Annotated in this window: 14 protein-coding genes; 2 read left to right on the forward strand and 12 right to left on the reverse strand. The window is 61.5% G+C overall.

The window, feature by feature from the left end:
- Positions 1–96: 96 nt before the first annotated feature.
- Positions 97–393: a hypothetical protein gene (locus ACSMXM_RS16220; RefSeq protein ID WP_460317485.1), complete on the reverse strand. Its 297-nt coding sequence runs from the start codon at positions 391–393 to the stop codon at positions 97–99.
- Between the two features lie 58 nt (positions 394–451).
- On the reverse strand, positions 452–1498 hold the full coding sequence (gene pyrC, locus ACSMXM_RS16225) for a dihydroorotase (RefSeq protein ID WP_460317486.1): 1047 nt from the start codon (positions 1496–1498) through the stop codon (positions 452–454).
- Positions 1499–1677: 179 nt separating this feature from the next.
- Between pyrC and ACSMXM_RS16230 the strand changes: the two genes are divergently transcribed.
- Positions 1678–3753, forward strand: coding sequence for a DUF4114 domain-containing protein (locus tag ACSMXM_RS16230; protein ID WP_460317487.1), 2076 nt, complete (start codon positions 1678–1680; stop codon positions 3751–3753).
- Positions 3754–3799: 46 nt separating this feature from the next.
- Here the strand turns inward: ACSMXM_RS16230 and ACSMXM_RS16235 are convergent, their stop codons facing one another.
- The 10 genes from ACSMXM_RS16235 to ACSMXM_RS16280 form a co-directional block, all read right to left on the reverse strand.
- Entirely contained in the window at positions 3800–4528 is a 729-nt protein-coding gene (locus ACSMXM_RS16235) for a metallophosphoesterase family protein (RefSeq protein ID WP_460317488.1), read from the reverse strand.
- Entirely contained in the window at positions 4525–5388 is an 864-nt protein-coding gene (locus ACSMXM_RS16240) for a diacylglycerol/lipid kinase family protein (RefSeq protein WP_460317489.1), read from the reverse strand. The genes ACSMXM_RS16235 and ACSMXM_RS16240 overlap by 4 nt, the downstream gene beginning before the upstream one ends.
- Before the next feature lie 172 nt (positions 5389–5560).
- Positions 5561–7906 (reverse strand): polyribonucleotide nucleotidyltransferase, encoded by a 2346-nt coding sequence (gene pnp, locus ACSMXM_RS16245; RefSeq protein ID WP_460317490.1) that lies wholly within the window; start codon positions 7904–7906, stop codon positions 5561–5563.
- Between the two features lie 160 nt (positions 7907–8066).
- The gene (gene rpsO, locus ACSMXM_RS16250) at positions 8067–8336 is read right to left on the reverse strand and encodes a 30S ribosomal protein S15 (RefSeq protein WP_460317491.1); all 270 of its coding nucleotides are present in this window, start codon (positions 8334–8336) and stop codon (positions 8067–8069) included.
- A 17-nt stretch (positions 8337–8353) separates the two neighbouring features.
- Positions 8354–9325, reverse strand: coding sequence for a tRNA pseudouridine(55) synthase TruB (truB, locus tag ACSMXM_RS16255; RefSeq protein WP_460317492.1), 972 nt, complete (start codon positions 9323–9325; stop codon positions 8354–8356).
- Positions 9322–9714 carry a 30S ribosome-binding factor RbfA gene (gene rbfA / locus ACSMXM_RS16260; protein WP_460317493.1) on the reverse strand — a complete coding sequence of 131 codons (393 nt, stop codon included), beginning with the start codon at positions 9712–9714 and terminating at the stop codon, positions 9322–9324. Before rbfA ends, truB begins: the two co-directional genes overlap by 4 nt.
- Positions 9715–9851: 137 nt before the next feature.
- Positions 9852–12359, reverse strand: a complete 2508-nt coding sequence (infB, locus tag ACSMXM_RS16265) for a translation initiation factor IF-2 (RefSeq protein WP_460317494.1) — start codon at positions 12357–12359, stop codon at positions 9852–9854.
- A 1-nt stretch (position 12360) separates the two neighbouring features.
- A complete protein-coding gene (locus ACSMXM_RS16270; RefSeq protein WP_460317495.1) occupies positions 12361–13047 on the reverse strand; it encodes a DUF448 domain-containing protein in 687 nt (228 codons plus the stop codon).
- Positions 13028–14617: a transcription termination factor NusA gene (gene nusA, locus ACSMXM_RS16275; RefSeq protein WP_460317496.1), complete on the reverse strand. Its 1590-nt coding sequence runs from the start codon at positions 14615–14617 to the stop codon at positions 13028–13030. The genes ACSMXM_RS16270 and nusA overlap by 20 nt, the downstream gene beginning before the upstream one ends.
- A gap of 13 nt (positions 14618–14630) precedes the next feature.
- Complete coding sequence (locus ACSMXM_RS16280; RefSeq protein ID WP_460317627.1) at positions 14631–15146, reverse strand: LSm family protein; 516 nt, start codon at positions 15144–15146, stop codon at positions 14631–14633.
- Positions 15147–15303: 157 nt separating this feature from the next.
- On the opposite strand from ACSMXM_RS16280, the gene ACSMXM_RS16285 reads away from it, so the two are divergent.
- Positions 15304–16509: a PQQ-dependent sugar dehydrogenase gene (locus ACSMXM_RS16285; RefSeq protein WP_460317497.1), complete on the forward strand. Its 1206-nt coding sequence runs from the start codon at positions 15304–15306 to the stop codon at positions 16507–16509.
- Positions 16510–16519: the final 10 nt, after the last annotated feature.

A 16519-nucleotide genomic window follows, 5' to 3' on the forward strand; every position in this document is an offset into this window, starting at 1 on the left:
CGCGATAGCCAGAGGCAAACGATCCGCCGATGTAATAGGTTTCGTAAATTTCGCTTTACCGGGTTTCTGCATTTGCTCAGGTTGACGAACTACCAGCTACTCGCAATGGGCGTTCGGCGGGGGTGGAACGTTGGACCAGTCGCCGGATTTCTTTGCCCAATATTCGGCCTGGGTGCGGTTCACCTCCCAGGTTTCGCAGGCGGCCTCGGCGCGCTCGCGTTCGCGCTTTATGTATTTCTCGTTCTTTTCCTCGTCGCTCTCGGTGGCGAGGTCGACGGCCTTTGAACCGACCTTGTAGGGCACCTTCACGATGCCGACGGCCGTGTCGGCGACGGCCTTTGCCAGGCATCCGGGCAGGGTCAGGAAAAGGGCGAGGGCGATGAAGGGGCGCATGGAAAGCTCTTCTATCGGCCTGAAATGACCGGGAGATGAAGGAATGACGGGTATTCCGTCACGCGCACAGGCCGGCATAGCGCCAATGCAGGGTTTCGCCGGCGTGGAAGGGGACGACGCATGCGCCATCGGGGTCGATGGCGGCGGGTACGTCCATTTCACCGCGTTGGAGTACGATCCGTGCCTCATTGACGGGCAGGCCGTAGAAGGTGGGGCCGTGGAAGCTGGCGAAGCCCTCCAGCTGGTCGAGGGCGCCCTCTTCCTCGAACGTGCGGGCATAGCTTTCGAGGGCAACGGGGGCGTTGAACAGGCCGGCGCAGCCACAGGCATTTTCCTTTGCCCCTTGCATGTGCGGCGCGCTGTCGGTGCCCAGAAAGAATTTCGGCGATCCCGAGGTGGCGGCGGCGCGCAGGGCGAGGCGATGGGTTTCCCGCTTGGCGATGGGCAGGCAGTAATAATGTGGCCGGATGCCCCCCTGGAAAATGGCGTTGCGGCTGAATTCCAGGTGATGCGGCGTGATAGTCGCGGCGATGTTGGGGCCGCTGTCCGCCACGAACTGTGCTGCGTCGGACGTGGTGATATGTTCGAAGACCACCTTCAGATCGGGGAAGCGGTGAACGAGCGGCAGCATCACGCGCTCGATAAAGACAGCCTCCCGATCAAAAATGTCGATTTCCGGATCGGTGACTTCGCCGTGAACGAGGAGCGGCATGCCGATCCGCTGCATCGTCGACAGGACCTGGTCGATATTGCCAATTTCCGTAACGCCGTGTGCGGAATTCGTCGTGGCGTTGGCGGGATACAGCTTGGCCGCGGTAAAGACGCCGTCGGAGAAGCCGCGTTCCACCTCTGCCGGGTCGATATCATCGGTGAGATAGCAGGTCATCAGCGGTGTGAAGTCCAGCGCCGGATCGACGGCCGCAATGATGCGGTTGCGGTAGGCGCGCGCGGCCTCGGCCGTCGTAACGGGCGGGGCCAGGTTTGGCATGACGATGGCGCGGGCGAATTGCCGTGCCGTGTGAGCGGCCACAGCCCGTAACATGTCGCCGTCGCGCAGGTGCACATGCCAATCGTCGGGGCGGCGCAGGATGAGGCGGTCGGTCATGGAGCGCCTGCTTCTAACCGACGGAGCCGAATTAGTACAAGCGAATGAGCGCGGGAAAGAAGGATTCTGTGGGCATTACGATTGGCTTACCTGCTTATCATCTTTTTCTGCTGTAAAATTTCTTGACGGCATGGAGAGCTCCCTTAGTGCAGATGCGAGCTTATAGCGGGGGTTAAGCAATGTTTTCGACATTTTCATCCAAAACCACTGTTCGTAAAATGACCGGGGCGGACACCTCAGATATTGTTCTAAATTCGAGCGGCTCCCGATTGTTCGCTGCAAGTGACGACGGGCAGATAAAGGTCGTGGATGCTGGCACGGGTGAGCTTCTCCTCTCCTTTGATGTGGGCGAAAACCTCGGGGGGATCGCGCTGAATCGCGCGGGAACCTCAATCTTCGCTACTGAAGACATCATCATCTCTACGGATGGGGACTCGCGGGATGTCGCTCTTTATGAAATCGATCTCCAGACCCAGACAATCAAAACACACATAAAAACGCTTAATGGCTATGACGGCGCTTTTTTCGATGTTGCCGTCACGGCTCAGGGCAAAGCCTTGCTGACCGGGGATTTTCTCGGAAGTGGCTGGGTTACCGTTCGTGAATTCGATCCCGTAGCGAAGGCATTTACAGATTTAAGCCTGTCGGTCCGAAATCATTCTGCTCTAGTTGAAGATCTCAGCGGCGACCTGATCCTGATACCTGAAGCTGATACCAGCGACGCGCGGCTTACTTCGTACGATCCAATTGACGGAGTAGTTCGGTCAATATCTGCTTATGATTATGAAACCTTTACGTCGGGATTCAATTCCGGCGCCGCGGCGATCAGCGAGGCTGCGGATCTTGTTGTGCAGGGGTTAGGCGGAGCGTTTGTCCTCGATTCCGGCCTGAGTTTCGAAGGCGAACTGAAGCTAGAGGGGGCTAATCCCTTCGTGGCGAGGGGCATTGCGGTTAATGCCGACGGTAATCTCGTTGCGATTGCGGATGCGAACAGCGACCGCATCATCCTTGCCACCATCGCCAGCAGCCTCTCGGGTCACGAATTTTCCATCGTCGATGTCATAGATCCGGGATTTCAGCTAGATACCCTAGTTTCCCGCCGTGGAAATGCGATTCAGTTCGCAAAAGAAAATGATCGAGTTTTGGCTCTCCTCGCCGAGGACGGGGCCCATATCGTGGACTACGGTTACGCGCTGAAAATAGGTGGTGCCACCGACGATGGGCTGGATGGAACGGCGGGCGCCGATCGGATGCTGGGCCGCGCAGGCAATGATACACTCTCCGGATTGTTCGGTGAAGACGAGCTGCTTGGCGGTGATGGCGATGACGTGTTGAGCGGCGGAGAGGGCAATGACATTCTCTTCGGTGGATCGGGCGCAGATGCTTTGTCTGGCGGAGCCGGCAAGGACATTTTTGCAGGAACCATTCTGGAATTTGACGGAGATACGCTGGACGATTTCAATGCCGAAGATGTTTTGTTCATCAGCGAGGGGATCAAGCGTTCGCAGATCATTTTTAAAAATGGCCCTGATGCTTCCATCGGTTTTGATTCAAATGGCGATGGTACGGTGGACTCACAATTGGCCGCGCCGGGGCTTTCCGAAACACTGCGGCTCATGATGCTGGCCAACGAAGACGGGGTAAGCCTTCAATTGCAGGAAGAAATCATTCCCCTAAGTGATGCCGTAAGGGTCAGCGAGGAAGATATTAACGGAATTGAGTTCGACGAATATCTCTCAAGCAGCAATTCGACCGCGTTTACCTTAAAATTGGCTTCGACCTCTGTCGCTGATTTTTCCAACAGCTTGGGCGTATACGAATATAACCCGGAAGGTGAGATCATTGATGTCAGGATCATAGCAGAGGACGTAACGAAGGTGGATGCCCCGATAAAACTGCTGAATCTGGATGCGGGCTATAGTCTCGGCTTTTTCGTGATCCAGGATGGCGCAAGTATTCTTGACGAAGGCGACTTCAATGGGAATGCGGCCTTTGCACTTGTCGACGGAAGTGCGCGATTGGCAATAGACGGTGAAGTGCGTGACGATGTGGAAATCTTCCTCAGCCACGATGCCGCCTATAATTTCGACAATTATGTGCACGCATTGTCCGGGGCGGCCGATGATGATTCCGGCGGCTTGACGATCGGTTTTGAAGACCTGATCCGGACCCCGGAAAATTCTTCAGACGATGACTTCCAGGACGTGGTGTTTACGGTCGAAGTTCTCCCCGCAGTCGATATTATAGGAGGGTAGACTCCAACAAGATATGCGATCGGGCCTTTCCACGCGTCGTGGGGTGTCAGGCGATTCGTGCGGTGACGTCAATGGTCCCGCGCTCGATGAGGATTTGATTGAAACTGGGTTCGTGCTCTCGAATACGTTCGGACAGGGTGCCTGCGCCAATTAATCGGACATTTTCCCCCTGCACGCGGCGATTGAGGTCGAAGGGCGTGTGGACATGTCCGCTGAGTACCGCGTCGGCGCCTGCGGACGCAATGACGCGAAGGGCGTGGGGGCCGTTTCTTGTGCGACCCTTCGTGCCCGTTTCTGCGAGATCGACGAGGGGGTGGTGGCAGGCAACCAGCTTCACATGATCCGCCGTGGCCGCCGACAGGCCGGCGCGTGTCTCACGGATGGCACCGGCGGCGACATGACCGAGGCTCCAGTTGAGACGGAGCTGGAATCGCGCGGTCGTTTTCAAGGGCACGACCGTGCAATCGTCCAGATCCAGCGGGACATTCACCATGTCCTGCACGGCGCGCAGACGGGCATAGGGGCGGGTGAATCGCTCCAGCAGGTTGAAATAGGGAAGGTCGTGATTGCCGGGCTCGACCGTGACCGGCACGGGCAGCGCCTCAAGCCACTCCGCCGCCGCAGCGAATTCGCGCTTCTTTGCGCGCTGGGTGATGTCGCCGGTGACGATGACCGCGTCCGGCGCCTCTGTCTGCACAAGGCCAGCGAACCAGGCCAGCGCTGCGCTGTCCTCCGCGCCGAAATGGAGGTCGGAAATGTGGAAAAGAACGCTCATTGGTCGGTCCCGCTGGTGTAGAATTGCGTCTTGGAAAGACCCGCCGACAGGTGAACGGGCGATTCAAGGATCCGCTCCTCTCCATCAAACAGCGCGTGGATCGGCCGGGTGGAGCGGAGCTCGGCGGCGATCGTTTCGAGTTCCGCCACCGTGGTCGCGTCGCGCCAATTGCTGCCCCACCACGAACGAACAAGTGTCAGAAGATCGCCAAGATGACGTGCGCGAGTACCCGCAACGCGCAGCTTGCCTTTTTCCGCCTGCTCCCCCGCCTCTGCCATCACGAGGCGAAAGCCGCCGTTGAGGCCGCTTACGTGGATCCTGCGCGACCAGCTGATCCGCCAGGCAAAGCCGAGCGCGCGCCACAGACGTCGCAGCCGGCCGGCGCGCAGCGCCTCTCGTGCATGAACGAAGGTGGCCGCGGGGCCGGCAAGAATGCTGACGAAGGAGCGGTGGGGGCCTGCCTGAACGAACGGGAGGGAGCGGATCGCCGGGGCCTCGCAGGCGGCGCGGATGATCTCGCAGGGACCGGCATCCCCGTGCAGGCGCCGGGGCAGCATGTTCATCGTGCCGCCGGGCAGCAGCAGCAAATTACCCGGCCAGTCCGCCACGTGGCAGGCCATCGCATTGATCGTGCCGTCGCCGCCGAACAGAATCACCGTGTCGACCGAATGCGCTTCCAGCGTCCTCTGGTCCGGCAGTTCCTCTTTCGGAAAGCGGGATTCGCCGCAAATCTTCAGCCCTTTTTCAGCAGCGGTGTTGCGGATGTCGGAGAGCAGGGTGTCCGTAAAACTGTGCGAGGCGGGGTTGATGACGAGCCAGGCACGGTGGGGAGGCTGTGCGGAAGAGGCGGTGGCAGTCACCTGCGGGAAACGCGTGGGAAGGGGGCTGGTGCCCTCGGCGTAGGAAATCCCTCAGCACGGGAAATCAGATGGTGCGTATGTCAGATTGACGCGGCGGGAAGCGGATGCCGAAAAAAAGGGGGAGACCATTCGGCCTCCCCCCTTCTTCATTCTATGCCGGGGCGCAGGGTGCTCAGTCGTCGTCGCCCGAGATGAAGTCGGGCAGACCGGCATCCCCGCCGCCCTTGTCGGAGCTGTCGGAGCCTTCATTGTCGCGACCGCGTCCACGGCCACCGCCACGGCGATTGCCGCCACGGCCACGTCCGCCGCCATCGCGATCCCGGCCGCCACGGTCGCCACCGCTGCGTTCACCGCCATCACGACGGGGGCCACGGTCACCACGGGGCTTGTCTTCGCGCGGAGGACGCGTGTCCTCCAGCTCTGCGCCGGTTTCCTGATCGACGACGCGCATGGACAGGCGAACCTTGCCGCGATCGTCGATGGCAAGCACCTTGACCTTGACCTCCTGGCCTTCGGAAAGCTCATCCTCGACCTTTTCGACGCGTTCGTCCTTGATCTCGGAAATGTGGACCAGACCGTCCTTGCCGCCCATGAAGTTCACGAAGGCGCCGAATGCGACCAGCGAAACCACCTTGCCGGTGTAGATTGCGCCGACCTCGGGTTCTTCGATGATGCCCTTGATCCAGTTGATCGCGGCCTCGATCTCGCTGCCGACGGAGGAGGAAACCTTGACCACGCCGTCATCGTCAATGTCGACCTTCGCACCGGTTTCGGCGACGATTTCGCGGATGACCTTGCCGCCCGTGCCGATGATGTCGCGGATCTTGTCCTTTGGCACCGATAGCGTTTCGATGCGCGGCGCGTGTTCGGACATGGTCTCGCGCGTGCCGCCGAGGGCGTCGTTCATACGCTCCAGGATATGGGCACGGCCGCCCTTCGCCTGCTCCAGCGCAGACTTCATGATCTCTTCGGTGATGCCGGCGACCTTGATGTCCATCTGCAGGGACGTGATGCCCTCCGACGTGCCGGCAACCTTGAAGTCCATGTCGCCGAGGTGATCCTCGTCGCCCAGAATGTCGGACAGAACCGCGAACTCGCCTGATTCTTCAAGGATGAGGCCCATGGCGATGCCGGAAACGGGGCGCTTCAGTGGAACGCCCGCATCCATCATGGCCAGCGAGCCGCCGCAAACGGACGCCATCGAGGAGGAGCCGTTCGATTCGGTGATGTCGCTGATCACGCGGATCGTGTAGGGGAATTCCTCCTTCGTCGGCATGACGGGGTGCAGCGCGCGCCAGGCGAGCTTGCCATGGCCAACCTCGCGACGGCCGGTGCCGCCGAAACGGCCAACCTCGCCCACGCTGTACGGCGGGAAGTTGTAGTGAAGCAGGAAATGCTCCTTCGACAGGCCGTAGATCGCATCGATCATCTGTTCGGAATCCGCCGTGCCGAGCGTCGTCGTCACGATGGCCTGCGTTTCGCCGCGCGTGAACAGCGCGGAGCCGTGCGTGCGGGGCAGAACGGCGACTTCCGCTTCGATCGGGCGAACCTGATCCAGCTTGCGGCCGTCGATGCGCGTCTTGTCCTTGATGATGCCGCCGCGGACGATTTCAGCTTCCAGCTTCTTGAAGCTCTTGTTCGCCTTCGAAACGCGGTTCGGATCGAGATCCTCGCCAAGCGCGGCAAGGCCGAGTTCCTTTGCTTTCGCAAGTGCGTCCTGACGATCCTGCTTCGCGGTCAGCTTGTAGGCGGCGGCGATGTGGTCGCCGACGGCAGCGCGGATGGTTTCCTTGTCGGCCTCCGCAGCTTCGTCGCGCAGGGTCAGTTCCCACGGATCCTTCGCCGCCTTTTCGGCCAGTTCGATGATCGCGTCGATGACGCCCTTGCCGTGTTCGTGCGCGAACATGACGGCGCCCAGCATGACGTCCTCGGGCAGTTCCTTTGCTTCCGACTCCACCATCAGAACAGCGTCTTGCGTGCCGGCAGCCACGAGGTCGAGTTCGCTGTTTTCGATGTCGCGGGCCGGGTTCAGCACATATTCCCCGTCGACATAGCCGACGCGGCCACAGGCGATCGGACCCATGAAGGGCAGGCCGGAAATGGTGAGCGCGGCAGATGCGGCGACCATGGCCAGCACGTCGGGCTCATTTTCTCCATCATAGGAGAGGACCTGACAGATAACGTTGATTTCGTTATAGAACCCCTCTGGGAAGAGCGGGCGGATCGGGCGGTCGATCAGACGGCTTGTCAGCGTTTCGTGGTCCGTCGGACGGCCTTCACGCTTGAAGAAGCCACCGGGGATACGACCGGCCGCAGAGAATTTTTCCTGATAGTGGACGGTCAGCGGGAAGAAGTCCTGTCCGGACTTCACCGACTTTGCGGCGGTGACCGCGCAGAGGACCACTGTTTCGCCGAGAGTCGCGAGAACCGCGCCATCGGCCTGACGGGCGATGCGCCCGGTTTCCAGGGTCAGCTTCTTGCCGCCCCATTTCGTTTCTACGATATGTTTGTCGAACATGATTGTTTCGTCTTTCCAAAAGCCGGAAACGAAACAAAAATGCCCGCCCGGCAACCTACTACCGAACCCGCGCCCATCGCGAATCCGGCTTCAAAATGCGTGATGTTTATATGAGAAGGGCGCCCTCACGCGGGGGGCGCCCCTCAAAAGATCCTCGCCCTTAGCGGCGCAGACCCAGTTTCGTGCGGATCGCTTCGTAGCGCTCCGGATTCTTCGCGTTCAGATAGTCGAGCAGCTTGCGGCGCTTGTTCACCAGCATCAGCAGCCCGCGGCGCGAATGATTGTCCTTGTGGTGATCCTTGAAATGCTCGGTCAGATTGGCGATGCGCTCCGTCAGGATCGAAATCTGCACTTCGGGGGAGCCCGTGTCGCCCTCTTCGCGGGCATTTTCCTTGATAAGCTCTTGCTTACGTTCGGCGGTAATCGACATCGTGCCTCCTTATTATCTTAAATGTTGAAGCCCCGTTCCACACGCACCACGCCATCCTTTACGGCGACGATCGCGACGGGCGTATTGCCAAGCATCGCGAATGCTGGTCCGTCCGGTTCGGGACGTCCGAATAGCTGTTGTCCGTGTTTCAGGACGCTGGCCTCCTCGGGGGAAACGGCGATAGCCGGGATGTCGTCCAGCCCTGCCGTCATGGGGAGCACCACGCTCTCCAGTGCGCGCACATCCGCGCTTTCCATCAGATTGTCAAGCGCGATCGCCTTTTCAAGGGTGAACGGGCCGCAGGCGGTACGGCGCAGCATGGCAACATGGCCCACCGTACCAAGCGCCGCCGCGATGTCGCGCGCGAGCGAGCGTATATATGTCCCCTTCGACACAGTGGCGGACAAGGTGATGCTGTCCAGGCGGCGGCTATCGTCATCAACGTCCGGGGCGGTGTCCATTTTCTGACCGCGCGACCGGCCTGAAATTTCAGAGAGGGGTGACGAGAGAGTGAGGGTGTGAATGTTCGTCTCGCGTTCCGCCATCTGCACATCTTCACCTGCGCGCGCGCGTTTATAGGCGCGTTGGCCGTCCACCTTCAGCGCGGAAAAGGCGGGCGGGCGCTGCCGGATCGGCCCGGTGAAACGTGGCAGTACCGCCTGTAGCGCGGCGGGACTCGGGCGGACGTCGCTGATCGCGACCGCCTCGCCCTCCCGATCATCGGTCGCGGTCTGTGTGCCAAAGGAAATGGTGAAGTCATAGCTTTTGTCGCCGTTCAACATCCAGCCGGTCAGCTTCGTCGCCTCCCCCAATGCGATGGGGAGGACGCCGGTTGCCCGCGGATCGAGCGTGCCGCCATGGCCGACCTTTGGCTTCTTAAAACCAACATCGCGTAAGGCCCGCTTTACCCGCGCGACGCCGCCGGCGGAGGTGATGCCGATGGGTTTGTCGAGGATGATCCAGCCGTGGAGGGCGGACGCGGCCGTCACTCTTCCTCGTCTAGGTCCGGCGCGACCTTTTCGGAGCGCAGAAGCGCGTCGATCTTCGCAGCTTCGGCAAAGCTCTCGTCGAGGCGGAATTTCAGTTCCGGCGTATATTTCGTGCTGAGCGCGCGCGCGACCTGGCCACGCAGGAAGCGGACATTCTTCTTCAGCGCGGCGAGCATATCCTCGTCACGGCCGGCGAGTTCCTTCACATAGACAGCGGCATGGCGCAGGTCGGGCGATACCCGCACCTCCGACACCGACACGATCATGTCGGACAGATTGCGGTCGTTCACCTCGCCCCGCTGCAGCACCTGCGCGATGACGTGACGAATCTGCTCGCCAATCTTGAGAAGGCGGACCGATTTGGATTCAGGGCTTTGGACGTGTTTCATATCTGCTTCTCTCTCCGCCCCCTGAGGGCCGGAGGTGGGGCGGTGTTGGAACGGCGACATTTCTCAATGCGCAGGCGGATCCCACCCCCGGTGTCACTGGGCGGCTCGCCCCTTCCCCTGATAGGGAAGGGGGAGTTTTATAGCACCCGCTCGCGTTCTTCGATCTCGAAGGTTTCCAGCATGTCGCCCGGCTTGATGTCCTTGAAGCTGTCGAAGACGACACCGCATTCCAGGCCAGCGCGGACTTCGTCGACATCGTCCTTGAAGCGGCGAAGGCTGGCGACCTTGCCGTTGTAGATGATGACATCGTCGCGCGTGACGCGGGTGCGGATGTTCTTCTTGATGATGCCGTCGGTGACGAGCAGGCCCGCCGCCTTGCCGGTTTTGCCCGCCGGGAAGGCTTCCTTTACTTCGGCACGGCCGACGACGTTCTCGATCCGCTCCGGCCCCAATTGTCCCGCCATGGCGAGCTTGGTCTCGTCGATCAGATCATAGATGACATCATAATAGCGCAGCTCCGCGCCTTCCTTCTGCGCGACCTCGCGGGCCTTTGCATTGGGGCGGACGTTGAAGCCGTATAGGGGCGCGTTCGAGGCGGCCGCCAGCGTCACGTCGGATTCGGTGATGGCACCGACACCGGAGTGCAGCACGCGCACCTTGATCTCGTCATTCGAAAGCGCCTGCAGCGAGGAGACGATTGCCTCCACGGAGCCCTGCACGTCGCCCTTGATGACAACGGGATATTCCTCGATCTTGTCGGCATGCGCAGCGAACAGCGCATCGACATTTGTCGGTGCGGTGACGAGACGCTTCTTCTTCTTCTCGCCAGCGCGGTAATCGGCGACCTCGCGTGCGCGACCCTCGTTTTCCACGACGGTGAGCAGATCGCCGGCCATGGGCGCACCGGTGAGGCCGAGAACCTCAACGGGCTTCGAGGGGCCAGCCTCCTTCACCTGCTTGCCATGTTCGTCGATCAGGGCGCGGACCTTGCCCGATTCCGAACCGACGACGAAGATGTCGCCGCGCTTCAGCGTACCGCGGTTGACGAGGACGGTGGCGACCGGGCCGCGGCCCTTGTCCAGCTTCGCCTCGATCACCGTCGCCTCTGCATCGCGTTTCGGATTGGCGCTGAGTTCCAGCAATTCGGCCTGCAGATTGATGGCGTCGATCAGCTTGTCGAGGCCTGTCCTCTTGAGCGCGGAGACCTCCACATCCTGAACGTCGCCGGACATTTCCTCGACGATGACTTCATGTTCCAGAAGGCGCGTACGGACGTTGGTCGGATTGGCGCCCTCCTTGTCCATCTTGTTGATGGCCACGATCATCGGGACGTTCGCCGCCTTCGTGTGCTTGATGGCCTCGATTGTCTGCGGCATCAGGCCGTCATCGGCGGCAACCACCAGAACGACGATGTCGGTGACATTGGCACCGCGCATACGCATTTCGGTGAAGGCCTCATGGCCTGGCGTGTCCAGGAAGGTGATGGGACCGGAATTTTCCGGTGTCACCTGATAGGCGCCAATATGCTGCGTGATGCCGCCTGCTTCGCCAGACGTGACGTCCGTACCGCGCAGCGCGTCGAGCAGCGATGTCTTGCCGTGATCGACATGGCCCATGATGGTCACCACCGGGGGACGCGGCTGCAGATCCTTTGCATCGTCGTCGTCGGCGACGAGGCCAACCTCGATATCCGCCTCGGATACGCGCTTCACATTATGGCCGAATTCCTCGACCAGCAGCTCTGCCGTGTCCTGGTCGATGGTCTGATTGACCGTCACCATGGACCCCATGTTGAACAGTGATTTGACGAGATCCGCGCCCTTTTCGGACATGCGGTTCGCCAGTTCCTGTACCGTGATCGCCTCTGGCACCACGACATCGCGAACCTGCTTTTTCGTCTTTGACGCATCGAAAGCGTGCTGATTGTGCGCCTTCTCCCGCTGGCGGCGCAGGCGCGCCATCGACATGGGACGGCCATCGTCGGAACGCATGGCGTTCTTGACGGTCAGCTTGCCGGAACGGCGCTTGTCGCCGCGCAGCTGTGGCTTGACGGGCTCCTTGCGCTCTTCCTTCTTGCGGGGGGCGGGGCTTGCCTTGCGCTCTTCTTCGGTGACGACGGGTTCGGCGGCCGCATTGACTGCGGTCTCCTCAGCGACGGCCTCCTGCTTTTCAAGCGCGGCAGCCTCTGCGGCGGCGCGGCTTTCTTCTTCGGCGCGGCGCGCATTTTCCTCGGCGCGGCGGCGCTCTTCTTCCTGCGCCGCGTTCTTCTTCTCTTCCTCGCGGCGGCGCGCATCCTCGGCCATTTTCAGGCGCGCTTCCTCTGCCTCGCGAAGCAGCTTTTCCTGCAATTCCTTGCGGGAAAGCGTCGCCTCCATTTCGGACGGCTTGCGCGGCGCGGGCGGCTTCGGCGCAGGACGCGCTGCAGGCGCAGGCGTGGGCTTCGGCGCAGGGGTCGGCTCCGGCGTCGGGGTCGGCTCGGGCGTCTGCGCCTCCTCGCCGGGCTTCTTGGGTACGAAGCGGCGCTTGCGCTCCACGACGACGGTGTTCTTGCGCCCATGACTGAACTGCTGCTGGACCTGGCCGCCATCGACGGTCTTCTTCAGGCCAAGCGGCTTGCGGGTCAGGGTTTTCTTCTCGTCGCTCATACTATCCTTCAACACCTTTCGCCCGCCCGCTCACGGGCAACTCTTCGCTCGCGTCCGTTTCGGACACGCTGTTCGTACCATCAAGACCTGAAAAGGCCCTCCACCGGCGTGCGGCGGCCTCAATTCTGGATGCAGCCCCGGCATTCGTGACTGCGACATGTACCACATTTCCCTGCCCCAGCGCCATCGAAAGCGCAGCACGGTCCAGCGGCAACAAGAGGGACTTGGCCTCGGGAGCGCCATTTTGCAAGGCACGGGTCAGTTTCGCGGTGCCATCTTCGGCGCCGTCGCTGGCATGGAGAAGCAATTTCGCGGCACCGGATTTTGCCGCCGACAGGACGCGTTCGAAGCCGAAAACCAGATTGCCGGCCTTCATTTCCAGGCCCAGACCATCAAGCGTCCGGCGCTGCATTTCTTGCGAAATTAGGTCTGCCAGATCGTCGGGGATGTCGCGCGCCTCGCCCTTGAACGCACGGCCGAGCGCGCCTTTCAGCTTGCCCTTTCGCTGTGCGGTCCGAAGCGCGGGCGCGTCTACGCCCAGCCACGCGCCGCGACCGGGCGCCTTCGCGCCCAGGTCGGGCATGACCTGACCATCGGGACCGAGCGCGAGCCGGACCAGAAGGTCCCGCTCGCCCGTCTCACGCGTTAATATGCACGTCCTTACAGGTTCATTGTGGGACTGCCGCATCTTCGGCCTCCCCTGATGAGGTGTCGGCGGCGGGGGCCGCGGACTCCGCGTCCTCGTCATCGAACCAATGTGCACGCGCGGCCATGATGATGCGGTTGCCCTCATCCTCGCCGAGGTCGTAGCCCTTCAATATGCCGTCGCGCTTCGACACCAGCTCGTCGGTGGCGAGATCACCGAGATCGTCGAGCGTCTTGATACCGGCCTCGCCCAGCGTGACGAGCATCTTTTCGGTCAGCCCCTCGATGGCGGCCAGGTCGTCGGAAACGCCGAGGCTCTTGCGGGCCTCGCGCGCTTTCTGCTCGCGGACGTCGAGCGCTTCCTTGGCGCGGTTCTGCAGCTCTTCGGCGAGATCCTCGTCAAAGCCTTCAATGGCGGCGATTTCCTCTGCGTCGACATAGGCGACCTCCTCCATTTCGGAGAAGCCCTCTGCCACGATCAGCTGTGCCAGCGTTTCGTCGACGTCGAGTTCCTCCATGAACATGGTGGAGCGGGAGGTGAATTCCTCCTGACGGCGCGCGGATTCCTCGTCCTCCGTCAGAATATCGATCTGGTGACCGGAAATCTGGCTGGCGAGGCGAACATTCTGGCCACGGCGACCGATGGCGAGCGATAGCTGCTCGTCGGGAACGACGACCTCAATGCGGTTCTCGTCCTCGTCGATGACCACCTTCGCGACCTCGGCCGGTTGCAGTGCGTTGACGGTGAAGGTGGCGATATCTTCCGACCAGGGAATGATGTCGATCTTCTCGCCCTGCAATTCCTGTACGACGGCCTGCACGCGGCTGCCCTTCATGCCGACGCAGGCGCCGACCGGGTCGATGGAGCTGTCATAGGAAATGACGCCGATCTTTGCCCGGCTGCCGGGATCGCGGGCGACGGCCTTGATCTCGATGATGCCGTCGTAGATTTCGGGGACTTCCTGCGCGAACAGCAGCTTCATGAATTCGCCAGCGGAGCGGGACAGGAAAATCTGCGGCCCGCGCAGTTCGCGACGCACCTCCTTTATATAGGTGCGGACGCGGTCGCCGACGCGCAGAAGTTCGCGCGGAATCTGCTCGTCGCGGCGAATGACGCCCTCGGCGCGGCCCAGATCGACGACGACATGGCCGAATTCGACGCGCTTGACGATGCCGGTGATGATCTCTCCGGCGCGGTCCTTATATTCGCTATATTGCCGCTCGCGCTCCGCATCGCGGACCTTTTGCACGATGGTCTGCTTCGCGGCCTGTGCGGCGATACGCCCGAATTCGATGGGCGGCAGCGGGTCGACGATGAAATCGCCTATTGCCGCGCCGGGCTCGCGTTCCTGAGCCTTTTCCACCGACATTTCCGTGAAATTATTCTCCGGCGCCTCGACCACCTCAACGACGCGCCACAAGCGGACTTCGCCGCTGGTCGGGTCCATCTTTGCGCGAATGTCGTTTTCCTGGCCATATTTGGCGCGCGCGCCCTTCTGAATGGCCTCCTCCATCGCCTCTATGACGATGCCGCGATCGATGGACTTCTCACGCGCGACGGCGTCGGCGATGGCGAGCAGTTCGGCGCGGTTTGCGGTAACGGCGTTGGACATCAGTAAGGCTTCCTCAGTTCAGGCTTTTGGGCTGCGTCGCAGCGATCAGTTCGTCCGTCAGCACCAGCTTGGCACTGTGTATATCAGAAAGCGGGAAGGTCATCACGGCGTCGGAGCCATCATCCAGCTTTATTTTGGCGGCATCCTCGCCCCCCTCCTGCGTCAGGCCGAGAAGGGTGCCGACAAATTTCTTGCGGCCATCGATCCCCTCGGTCAGCGCCACCTTCGTCTTGTGGCCGGCCCATAGGGTGAAATCCTTGGGACGGGTCAGCGGACGGTCGATGCCCGGCGACGAAACCTCCAGATTATATTCTTCCTCGATGGGGTCGACCTCGTCGAACAGATCGGAAATGTCGCGGGACAGGGCGGCGCATTGATCGACGACTAACTGTCCTGTTGCCGGATCCTCCGCCATGATCTGCAGGGTTCGGCCCATTTCGCCGCTTGTCATCTTGACGCGCACGAGTTCCCAGCCGCGCTTCGTTATCAGCGGCTCGATCAGATTTTCAATGGCGGACAGGTCGGCCAGCGTCGTATGTTCCCGTCAAATTCGGCAAAGCCCTCTCGCGGCCGGTTCCGCGGGGCGGAGCCAGCTTCCAAAGGCTAACCATGTGGAAGATGGACCCGGATATAGGCTGCCGCGTTGAGTGGTGCAAGAGACATCCCGTCCGACAAAGGAGCATGCCATGATTCGCCTGTTTGCCGCCACATCCATTTTCGCGCTGGTCGCCTGTAACGGGGCCGACGACGTGACGGCCCAGGAGAACACGGCGCCCGCCGCGGCGCCTGACGCGGCGCAGGAGGCAGGCACCGGCGACACGCCGTTTACGAGCGAGGCACTGGGCCAGTTCGATGAGCCCTGGGCCATGACGTTCCTGCCCGATGGCCGACTGCTGGTGACGGAACAGGCGGGAGAGATGAAGATCGTCACCCTGTCCGACGGCGCGGCGCCGCAGGTGGCGGATGTGTCCGGCATTCCAGAGGTCGATTATGGCGGTCAGGGCGGGCTGGGCGATGTCGTCGCCCATCCGGATTTCGCCGATAACCGCATGCTCTATATCTCCTTCGCCGAGGCCGGGCAGAACGATACGCGCGGCGCAGCGGTCGCGAGAGGCACGCTGAACTGTGCCGATGCGGGATCCTGCGCGCTGGAGGGCGCGGAGGTGATCTGGCGCCAGAGCGAAAAGGTCGAAGGGCGGGGGCATTTCGGCCACCGCATCGCCTTCGGCCCCGACGGCATGCTGTATATCAGTTCAGGCGAGCATATCAGTTCAGGCGAGCGGCAGAAATTCGACCCTGCGCAGGATATGAGCAACGATCTGGGTTCCATCGTGCGCCTAAATGCCGATGGCAGCGTGCCGGCGGACAATCCCTTTGCGGATCGCGGCGGCGCGACGGCGAACATATGGAGCTATGGCCATCGCAATCCGCTGGGCATCGCCTTTGCCCCTGACGGTACGTTGTGGACGCATGAGATGGGCCCGAAGGGCGGCGATGAGCTGAACATCATCGTCAAGGGCGACAATTATGGCTATCCAGAGGTGTCGAACGGCGTCCATTATGACGGTCGCAATATTCCCGATCACAGTGCGGGAGACGGATTCAACGCGCCGGAAGTATCGTGGACCCCTGTCATCTCCCCCGCCGGATTCGTCATCTACACCGGAGACAAGTTTCCGGCCTGGCAGGGCACCGGCCTGATCGGCGGCCTGTCATCGCAGGCGATCATCCAGGTTTCGCTGGACGGCGAAAATGCCCGCGAAGTCGGGCGTTACGACATGGGAGAACGCATCCGCGAGATCGAACAGGGCCCAGACGGCTATGTCTACGTGCTGGAAGACATGGACGACGGTTCGGGCGGGAGGCTGTTGCGACTTACGCCGCGGGGGTGACGGCAATCTC

The sequence above is a fragment of the Pacificimonas sp. ICDLI1SI03 genome (assembly GCF_054740865.1).

Excerpts from the sequence above, each read along its gene's own strand:
- ACSMXM_RS16220 (WP_460317485.1), bottom strand. The coding sequence starts at position 393 with ATGCGCCCCTTCATCGCCCTCGCCCTTTTCCTGACCCTGCCCGGATGC.
- pyrC (WP_460317486.1), bottom strand. The coding sequence starts at position 1,498 with ATGACCGACCGCCTCATCCTGCGCCGCCCCGACGATTGGCATGTGCAC.
- ACSMXM_RS16230 (WP_460317487.1), top strand. The coding sequence starts at position 1,678 with ATGTTTTCGACATTTTCATCCAAAACCACTGTTCGTAAAATGACCGGG.
- ACSMXM_RS16235 (WP_460317488.1), bottom strand. The coding sequence starts at position 4,528 with ATGAGCGTTCTTTTCCACATTTCCGACCTCCATTTCGGCGCGGAGGAC.
- pnp (WP_460317490.1), bottom strand. The coding sequence starts at position 7,906 with ATGTTCGACAAACATATCGTAGAAACGAAATGGGGCGGCAAGAAGCTG.
- rpsO (WP_460317491.1), bottom strand. The coding sequence starts at position 8,336 with ATGTCGATTACCGCCGAACGTAAGCAAGAGCTTATCAAGGAAAATGCC.
- rbfA (WP_460317493.1), bottom strand. The coding sequence starts at position 9,714 with ATGAAACACGTCCAAAGCCCTGAATCCAAATCGGTCCGCCTTCTCAAG.
- infB (WP_460317494.1), bottom strand. The coding sequence starts at position 12,359 with ATGAGCGACGAGAAGAAAACCCTGACCCGCAAGCCGCTTGGCCTGAAG.
- ACSMXM_RS16270 (WP_460317495.1), bottom strand. The coding sequence starts at position 13,047 with ATGCGGCAGTCCCACAATGAACCTGTAAGGACGTGCATATTAACGCGT.
- nusA (WP_460317496.1), bottom strand. The coding sequence starts at position 14,617 with ATGTCCAACGCCGTTACCGCAAACCGCGCCGAACTGCTCGCCATCGCC.
- ACSMXM_RS16285 (WP_460317497.1), top strand. The coding sequence starts at position 15,304 with ATGATTCGCCTGTTTGCCGCCACATCCATTTTCGCGCTGGTCGCCTGT.